The organism is Arthrobacter sp. Bi26 (assembly GCF_918697925.1).
Lineage (GTDB): Bacteria > Actinomycetota > Actinomycetes > Actinomycetales > Micrococcaceae > Arthrobacter.
Window position 1 is genome coordinate 1 of record NZ_CAKKMF010000131.1, and the last position, 8836, is coordinate 8836.

Sequence of the window (8836 nt, forward strand, 5' to 3'; positions counted from 1 at the left end):
GGCTGATGCACAGCACCAGCCCCCCGGCGTCACGAACGACACCGGCAACATGCGTTGAAGGGTAGTAGCCCGGCGTCGCGCCCCAAACAGCGGTGTCGCCCGGCAAGGCAGGCCGGTCCGGGGTGACACGTTCGTAGGCAGCGGCGATCTCGGCGCTCTGCGGAAAGGCGTCCCACATGTTGCCCGCCCAGCCCGGCCAGCGGCCTTCACCCCAGGTGTGCACGAGGGGCAGGCCGAGGAGCTGCGCGACTTTCGCGGCGGCGTCCCAGCACTGGTTGCCGGCCGCGCCGTCGACGTTGATGTACGTGCCGCCGAGCCTGACCGCGATCTCGGTCATGCGGTCTACAGTGATTGGTTCCATCTGGTCTCCTACCTAGATGTGGATGCCGTCTGGGACGTCCAGGGGGCTGATTTCGTCGGTCAGGTTGTGGGTTCGGAGAATGGCGAGCATCTTGTAGACGAAGGTCACGAGCGCGTTGTTCTGGTCGCGTACCTTGTGGACTTCCTTCTCGACCCGCTCCAACCGCTCGTCACGCTTGGCCAGTTCGAGGGCGTGCGCGACGTTGTCTTCCTTGCGGGCCGTGTCGAGGTCGGCGTACTGCTTCTGCAGGGTCCCGATGGCGCCGGCGTAGATCTGCTCGGCCCGTTCGAATGCTTTGCCGTCGACGTCAAGTTCTTTGACCTTGACCGTGGTTTTGCCAGCCTTGTAGGCGCCGTAGACGGACCCGATGAGGGTGATGATGCCGAGGATGATGACCTGCCATTGCTCCACTAGCGCATCACCTCGCGGTGGTCAAGATCCCTCGGCCCCTCCATCCCGGAGACGATGAGCGGTGCGGCGCCGAACAGTCCGTAGACGATGCCGGAGACGAGCGCGAGCATGTTCCCTGACATGAAGGACCCGATGATGAAGAGGCCGACCCAAACACCGGGTGCGAACACCATGGCGATGAACCCCGCGGCGTCCTTCGGGCGGGGCAGGAACGCGCACACAAGGGCGACGAGCCCGGCGACAATCCACAGGGAGGCGAACCACCCCAGCGGGACGTAAGGTGTCAGCCACCGGAAGATCTCTTCCCGGCTTGGGGTGCCTGGCATGAAGAAGAAGCTGGAGCCGACGACGAGGTAGACGAATCCGAAGACGATTTGGAATGCCCCGCGGCGGCCGTTGACACGCAACCGGCCGCGCATCAGCCCACCCTTGTCACGCGGATGCGGAAGTCGATGGTCCGGTTCGCCCCGGATGACTGGTACGTGTCGAACAGGAGTTGCTGGCCCGCCGTCGCCCGGAAGTTCGGGATCACCGCGGAGCCCCGGTCCTCGCCCGATGTGACCGTGCGGATGATCGCCACGCCGCCCGTCTGGAACTCCACGAAAGAGCGTCCCGTCATGGCCGCATCAGCAACGGCGGTGAACGAAATCGAATACGTGCCAGCGTCCCTGAACTGCAAAACATCGCCGGCCGGGTGCGTTACAAACGCAGTGTCGGTCGTTTTCGCCGAATCCTGGGTGAGTGCACCAACACCCCACACGGTCGTGTTAGGAACGACCTGGTTGTTGCGGTACCACTCGCAATGCCCGGACGTCTTCCACGAGGCGCCGTCCCACTTCTCCACGAACATTGACTGGTCTTTGCGGAGGACCATCGTGCCGACAGGAAGAGTTCCGCCAGCAAGAGCAGCTAGGCCGTTACGCTCCGAACTATTGGCCACCGGGATGGGGATGTTCAGTGAGAGGCAGATCTTCGCGAGGTCTGCGGTCAGGTCGTAGGCGTCAGAGTTCGTAGGCACCCACGCGCCGTTATAGAGGGTCTGTCCCATTAGCGTGTCCAATCAGTTTCGAGTTTGCCGGAGTTGGGGTCTTCGAGCCGGCCACGGAAACCGACGTAGTCCCCGGCCGTGATGAAGATGCCGCCACCGGCAACGAGGATGGGGTGGAAGTCGTCGGGCAGGACCACCCATGTGGGCGTCCCGTCGTCGGAGACGGCGACGTCGAACGGGCCGGCCGCCGCAGTGAGCGCCCCGCCGGGGATGCTGCCGAGTGCATGGGCGTAGATGTGAACCGTCACGGATCCGGAGTCCCCGATGTCGAGGCGTCCCGGGAGCCTAAACCGGGCCTCTTTGATGGTGCGGCCCGTCAGTATGTTGTTGCCGAGGCCGTAGAACCATGCCCCGGTGAGCGTGTGCCCGGCTTGGGTGCCCGCGTAAACGTCCTCGCCGCCGAGGTTCGCGGAGGCCCATGCGCCCCAGCCCTTTGCCGGATCGTACGTGTCTGAGCGGGTGGCTGGGGTCCGCTTCGTGCCGGCGATGTCTCCGCCGCCCGGGGGCTTCGGGGTGTTCGCCTTGGGGGTGACCTTGACCGCGGGGATCTTCCCGATGATCGTGGGGCTCGCCCCGTCCCAGCAGACGTAGACCGGATCTCCAATCGAGTACGTGCCGATGAACCGGTCCGTGGTGTACGTCGTCCCGTCTTCACCGGTGAACAGGATCTCCGAGACGCCGGGCACGAGGACACTGCCGGTGGACGGGCGGGGCTGGTCCGCGTACGAACCAACCACCAGCGCCGTCGCCTGGCCGCGTTCGTCGGTCGTGATGTCCACGACGAGACTGCCGCCCTGGACCGGCTGGACGGGGTCCATCCACCTGCAGGTGACGAGGTTCCCGCCGATGTTCGCGCGCCACGTGGTGCCGTCCCAGTGCGCCGTCCCGTAGGTTCTGCGGGTATTCCCGCCGGGAATGGCGGCCATTGTGTGCTTGAAACCGGGCACGCGGCCTCCTCTAGTTCGGCAGATCGTTCCATACGACGGCTGGCAGGTCGCCCCAGTTGCCGGGCATCCGGTCCCACGTCAGGGCCGGCGTGCCCCCGGTGATGTGCTGCGCCCATTCGGTGCGGCCAAGGGCGGTGACGACGTCGTTGTATGAGCAGGCGACGGTGAGGGATGTGCCGCTCGGTACGGTTGTCCCGCCGCGCCGGATTCCGGTTATCTGTCCGGGAAGGTAGACGACGTGGCCAGCAACCACGGGGCAGCCGACCTCTATCCAGTCCCCGGCCTGCAACTCCGGCCGCGGGACCGTCTCGACAGCCAGCTCAATCGCCAGCGAGGACAGGAATTCCTCACGCAACTGAATCGCGTAGGCGAGGGCCTGGCCATCCGTCGTGATCATTTCCGAGCTGTAGAACAACGGCGCCCGACCGAATGCCCCGCCGTAGCGCAACGGGCCCGTGTCGATTGCTGCGGTCGCCCGGACAGGCCTGCCGTCACCGCTGTCCTTACCCTCAACCACCCATTTGTTGTGGAGCCCGTCAGATTCCTGCTTTCGCTTCACGCTCACAAGGCCCTGCCCGGGCTCCACGCGCCACACAGGCGCCGACTTGCGCGGGTAGACGTGGCATTCCCCGTCGCTGCCCATCCGGTAGCCTGCATCGACGCGGGCGAGGAGATCCTGGCACGCCTCGAGGCGCTCCCGGTCCCAGACCGTGAACGGTCCGACATCCGCGTCCGGAACCCCTGCGTCAACGACAGTGGGGAAGTGGTTGGCGGTGAGGCGGGCGAACTCGCCCAGCACCGTCAGCCCGGACGCCGACTCCGGAGCCTCGAACTTGTCCAAATCAACGCCGGCGGTCAGGTCCACCGCACTGAGCTGGACAGTGCCGCCCACGACGTATTTGGTGCGCTTGTGAGGCTCCACAGGGGAGTCAGGCTCCGCGTAGCCGTACTCGGCCACCTGCCGGGACTGGATGACCTCGTCGGGGTCGTTGCCGGTCAGCTTGAACCAGCCGAAATTCAGCGCAGACGCGCCGCCCACACGGTAGATCACCTGAAGCCGGGTCCCGGCCACAGAGAGTGGATCCTCGTACTTCCACGCGCCCAGCGTGCCGTCCGGGTCCGCGATCGTTAGAGACAGCGTCTGCGACACCTTCACGGAATCGCCCGCGTTATCGTCGGCGCTCCACGAAATGACCTGCAACGGCTCCGGCAGGACCAACACGCCGTCCCGCCACGCCCACACGACCAGTATGTCCGCCGGCCGCGAGCCGTCGAGAGATTGGAGTGAGTCTGCCTGTATCGGCCGCAAGCTAGCCTCCCAACGGGTTCTTCAAGTCGCTCAAGTACGATTTCCCCGCCATAAGTGTCTGCTTCTGCTGGTAGGTCGAATACAAGATGTTGACGTCGCCATACGTGAACAACGCCGTCAGCACACGGATGGCCGGCGCCTCTACCGTGTCGCCGCTGAGCTGCCAGGTGGTGAGGGCCCCACCGTGCGGAAGCTTGGAGATGACACCGACAGCGGCGAACCACGAGCCCGGGATCTCCGCCTCCCACGACGCAGGAACCCGGACCAGTAACTGCCCAGCATCCTCCAGAAGCTTCTCCAGCCGGGTGTTCTGCTCCTCGGCGTCCGTGATGACGCTGAAGTCGACTCCGGCGGCCGCCATGCGTTCGCCGAACAAGGCCATCGGTTTCTTGCTGCCGAGGATATTGAACAGCTGCAGGTCCGCCGCGTAGTCAAGTTTCTTCATCGCCTCGACGGTGAACGTCGGCTCGCCCAGGGCAGTCATGCGCTTGACTATCTTCACAGCTGACTGCGGGACGAGCGGATCCATGATGCTGCCCGTCTCCGTAACGACCGTGACAGCCTCGGAAGTCGTGCGGCTGGGCCCAGCCGGGCCGCTGATCACCTCAACCTCATACGTGATAGGCCTGCCCAGAGGCGCGTCATAGTCGATCACGTAGGCGGAGTCTGACATGGTGACCCGGCGGGCACCGCGGACGGAGGAACGTTCCCCGTCCGCGGTGCGCCACACCGACACAATCGAGTCCGACATGGTGCCGAGGGCCGTGATGGTGACGCCGACACGTTCACACGGGCCGTTCGTGAACGCCTGAACACTTACTGCAATCATTTAGCGGCGCCCTGTCCTTGAGTACTGTGATCCGGCGTCAGCCATTGCGATCCTGCTATCCGCTTCCTGCCGGGCAACTCCACGGACCTTGCCGAGGAACTCGCCCGAGTCGAGGTAGAGGTTGCCCTCGAAGGCGGAAGTGCTGTCCTCGGCGATCCGGGTCATGGTGGCCCATTGCGCGTTGGTGAGGACTGCGTCCGGCTTGCTCTTGTTGTGCTGCACGAGCTGTGCGCCGCCGGTGTTCTCCAGCCAGCCGCCGCCGTCGTACAAGGTTGCCCCTGCGGCGCGGCCCTGGTCCGTGCTGCCGTCGAAGAGGCCGGTGATGAAGTCGGCTGCCCCGGTGAGGATCTTCTTGCCGACGCCGCCGACCAGATCGACCAGCATGCCGCCCTGGGGGAAGGCTTCCTTGAACTTGCCCATAAGCCCGTCGATGATCCCGGTGATGGGGTTGAAGCCGGCCGCGCCGGAGGGCGCATTCGCGCCGCCGAGGTAGGCCGTGGGGTCCACATCGTTGGGCCAGCCGCCGTTGAACACCCCGAAGTGGAGGTGAGGTCCGGAGCTGATGCCCGTGTTGCCGGAGTTGGCGATCTGCTGTCCGGCCCGGACCCGCTGGCCGAGGGCCACGCCGATCCGGGACAGGTGAGCGAACCACGTCTCGATGCCGTTCCCGGAGATGTGGACCTCATTGCCGCCCCAGACGCCGGGCGCCCGGGCGCCGGGGCCCGCGTGGGACACGACTCCGTCCTGCGTGGCGAACACCGGGGTGCCGACGCCTGCCGCGTAGTCGATGCCCTTGTGGATCCTGTTGTAGCCCTGGGTGACCATGAGGTCCTTCAGGGGCTTCACCCGGCCGCCGTCCGCATACCCTGCCATGGTGCCGTGGCGCATGATGTGCGACAGTGCGCCCGGGTGGTTCCGCTCCATCTTGCGGCGCGCATCCTTGGGGATGACAAACTCGTCAGCATGGACGATGCCGGCGGGCTGGTACTTGCTGCCCGGGCCCGTCCAGCCACCGTTGGCGAACCCCGGCGGCAGGTCCAGCCGTGGCAGCTTCGCCGCGCCCAGGAAGCCGGCTACGGTATTGAAGGCCCCAATGAGGCCATCATTGATCACCGTGTTGACGACGAACCGGATCGGCGCCTTCGCGATCTCCTGCAGGCCTCCCCAGATGGTCTTGATGAACGCGATTCCGTCTTCGAAGGCCTTGGGTACGGTCTTGGTGATGAAGTTCCCGAGGGCCTCGAAGATCGGCTTGATGCCGTTCTCCCAGGTCCAGCCGATTACTCCGGTGATCGCGCCCCAGACGGTCTTCCAGATCTGCTGCCCGAGCTCTGTCTGCGTGAAGAACCAGATGAGGCCGCCGACGAGCAAAGCGATCAGGCCGATAATGATCCCGATTGGGTTCGCTGACATGGCCGCGTTCAGGAGCCACTGGCCGGCCGCTGCCGTCCTCGCAGCCACAGATGACGCCGTTGTCGCCACAGTGTGCGCGACAGTCGCAGCGGCCCCGCGGATCCGCGTCAGCATGCCCACGTTCTGAGCGCCGGTCTGCGAAATGGTGGCAGCCGTGTTGGCCCGGGTCGCGGCGGCCGCCTGCATTTCCGCCCGGGCGGCGGCGATGCGGGTGATGTTCAGCGCCAGCTGGACCGGGACGGCGATGACCTGGGCTGCGTTGATCGCCAACTGCGCCACTCTCCACGCCACGAACCCGGCCACGAGTAGCGGCATGAACTGGATGATCGTGTCGACGTGCGAAGCGAGGAAGCCTAGACCGGAGGCCAGCAGCTTGACGCCGCCGGTGGCCAGCGCAGGGGCCTGCGCCGAGAATTCCTTGATGGCCGGCATGAGGTCCTGGAACGAGGAACCAATGCTGGCCAGTGCCGGGCCGGCTTCGCCTCCGCTGCTGCTCAGCGACGAGAGGAAGCCCTGGAAGGACGAGAAGTCGAGCCTGCCGACGGCGTCGAAGAGCTGCCGCGCCCAGTAGCCGGCCTTCTCCATGAAACCGTTGAAACCGGAACTGGTCACTTCGCCGTCGTTGTACTCCCATGCGGCGCGGAAGGAGTTCATAGCCTGCGTGCCCTTGTCCCACGCCTGGTGGACGATGAACGCCAGCCGCTCCATGAAGCCGGGGAAGCCGCTCGAAGTTATGTCGCCGTCGTTGGCCGCCCATGCGGCGCCGAAGGCTTTGATGCCGCCGGCCACTTCACCGAGGCCCGTCTTGGCCTTGGGCAGGATCACGTCAGTGAGGAACGCGGTGGCGCCGCCAAGCCCGTCCTTCAGGAGCGGAATGATGGGGGTGACAGCCTCGGCCATGCCGACAGCGAAGGTGTCTTTCGCGGTGGACCACATGCCGGTCAGGGAGGCCGACTGCTTCTCCATGAGCCCGTTGAACTTCTCAAGGCCCTTGCCGGACTCCAGCGCCGTCATGAGCTGCTCGAGCTCTTTCTTGCCGAGCTTGCCCTTGTCCGCCATTTCGGCGATCTGAGCCGTGGTCTTGCCGGTCGCCGCCGTGAGCAGGTCGAAGACAGGGATACCGGCGTCGCGCAGCTGGTTGAGGTCCTCGCCGCTGATCTTCCCGGCGGCGTTCATCTGCTGTAGCGCTGTGGTCGCGCGCTGCACGCCTTCAGCACCGGTGCCCATTCCTGACGTCGCGTTGCCCAGGCTGGTCATGATCGGGATGACCTTGGACGCGTCGATGCCGGCCGAGACCAGGGACGATGCCGAGGTCTGGAGGCCCGGGAGGTCGAACGGGGTTTTCGCCGCGAACTTCGAGAGATCCCCGAGGAAGGCCTTGGCCTTCTCCCCGGACCCGAGCATCGTGGTGAAGGAGATCTCAGACTGTTCCATCTGCGCGGCCGTGGCCACGCCGACGGCGCCGGCGGCCGTAGCCGCAGCCGTGGCCACTGTGACGCCAGCCTTGAGAGTGGACCCGAGGGCATGCCCGACCTTGGACGTGGCGGAACGGAAGTTCTCAGCGAACCGGTTTCCGGAGTCCCGTCCGGCGGCCGCAGCAATGCCCTGCGCGGGCGCGAACTGCCTCTCGATGGTCGGCTGGATATTCCGGGCTGTGGGGATGAGAGTGACGTACATGCTGGCAAGTTCAGACATCGTGGGCCTTCCCTATAGGAATGGAAAGGCCCACGACGGGGCCTACTTGGTTAGGTGCTTTTGCCTGAACCGCTCGGCGCGGGACTGTGTGAACGCGGCCTTGGCCGCCTCCTCGAGGAGCCCGGCCGGGTAGTCGCGCATCTCCGGCGCCTTACCCTTGCCGCCGGCCTGACCGTGAGCGACGCGCAAGAGGGTGTGCTCGATGATCCATGCGGCTTCGACTTCGGCGGTCACCGCTCCGGCGCCGCCGACGGCGCGCCAAGTCTGGGCGCCGCGTGGCAGATTTAGCGCGAGGACGGCCACCTTGCGGGGCGTGATGGACCCTCGGTACATGTCCGCAAGATCGACCTGATAGAAGCGGTGAAGATCCGCTTCCAACTGGCCGGGGAAATTGCGGAGCAAATACGCGAGGGTTACGAGTTTCCCCGCTTCATCTCGCTCAGGGCGTAGTCGAGGAACTCCGTGGCGCCTGACGCGGTCACGCGCCCGTTCTCGCCGCGGGCGTTCTCCTTGTATTCCGCCCACCCTTCCGGGCCGAGCATGATTCGGAGCGCCGCAATCGCGTTGTTGTCCGTGAAGTGCTCCACGAGCTCGGCGTCGTCCAGGTTCTCCCCGGCGATGACGTACTCATGCGTCACCGCATCCGGGTCGGTGGTGTTCGGCCACGTAATGACGTAATCCTTCGGGCCAGCGACGTCCTCTTTGGCGGGCTGGTGGTCCGCGGGCTTCTTCGCGCCGGCGGGGACCTTACTGGGGGCTGTGCGGCGGGCTGCGGCGGGACGGTTCGGAGTGGTCATGGTGGTTTCCTTACTCGGTTGGGGGT

10 protein-coding genes are annotated in these 8836 nt (G+C 65.7%); all 10 read right to left on the reverse strand.

Annotated elements, in window-relative coordinates; translation table 11 throughout:
• Nucleotides 1–361, reverse strand: a 361-nt coding sequence (locus LQV16_RS21800) for a hypothetical protein (protein ID WP_229995947.1), incomplete at its 3' end; no start/stop codon positions are given.
• A gap of 12 nt (nucleotides 362–373) precedes the next feature.
• Nucleotides 374–772, reverse strand: a complete 399-nt coding sequence (locus LQV16_RS21805) for a hypothetical protein (protein WP_229995948.1) — start codon at nucleotides 770–772, stop codon at nucleotides 374–376.
• A complete protein-coding gene (locus tag LQV16_RS21810; RefSeq protein ID WP_229995949.1) occupies nucleotides 772–1191 on the reverse strand; it encodes a hypothetical protein in 420 nt (139 codons plus the stop codon). The genes LQV16_RS21805 and LQV16_RS21810 overlap by 1 nt, the downstream gene beginning before the upstream one ends.
• The gene (locus tag LQV16_RS21815; protein ID WP_229995950.1) at nucleotides 1191–1820 is read right to left on the reverse strand and encodes a hypothetical protein; all 630 of its coding nucleotides are present in this window, start codon (nucleotides 1818–1820) and stop codon (nucleotides 1191–1193) included. The genes LQV16_RS21810 and LQV16_RS21815 overlap by 1 nt, the downstream gene beginning before the upstream one ends.
• Nucleotides 1820–2767 (reverse strand): hypothetical protein, encoded by a 948-nt coding sequence (locus tag LQV16_RS21820; protein ID WP_229995951.1) that lies wholly within the window; start codon nucleotides 2765–2767, stop codon nucleotides 1820–1822. Before LQV16_RS21820 ends, LQV16_RS21815 begins: the two co-directional genes overlap by 1 nt.
• Before the next feature lie 10 nt (nucleotides 2768–2777).
• Nucleotides 2778–3989 carry a hypothetical protein gene (locus tag LQV16_RS21825; protein ID WP_229995952.1) on the reverse strand — a complete coding sequence of 404 codons (1212 nt, stop codon included), beginning with the start codon at nucleotides 3987–3989 and terminating at the stop codon, nucleotides 2778–2780.
• Nucleotides 3990–4077: 88 nt separating this feature from the next.
• Entirely contained in the window at nucleotides 4078–4905 is an 828-nt protein-coding gene (locus LQV16_RS21830; RefSeq protein ID WP_229995953.1) for a hypothetical protein, read from the reverse strand.
• A complete protein-coding gene (locus tag LQV16_RS21835; protein ID WP_229995954.1) occupies nucleotides 4906–8013 on the reverse strand; it encodes a tape measure protein in 3108 nt (1035 codons plus the stop codon).
• A 42-nt stretch (nucleotides 8014–8055) separates the two neighbouring features.
• On the reverse strand, nucleotides 8056–8415 hold the full coding sequence (locus LQV16_RS21840; protein WP_229995955.1) for a hypothetical protein: 360 nt from the start codon (nucleotides 8413–8415) through the stop codon (nucleotides 8056–8058).
• A gap of 11 nt (nucleotides 8416–8426) precedes the next feature.
• Nucleotides 8427–8836 (reverse strand): hypothetical protein (locus LQV16_RS21845; protein ID WP_229995956.1); only part of this gene is annotated, 410 nt, incomplete at its 5' end.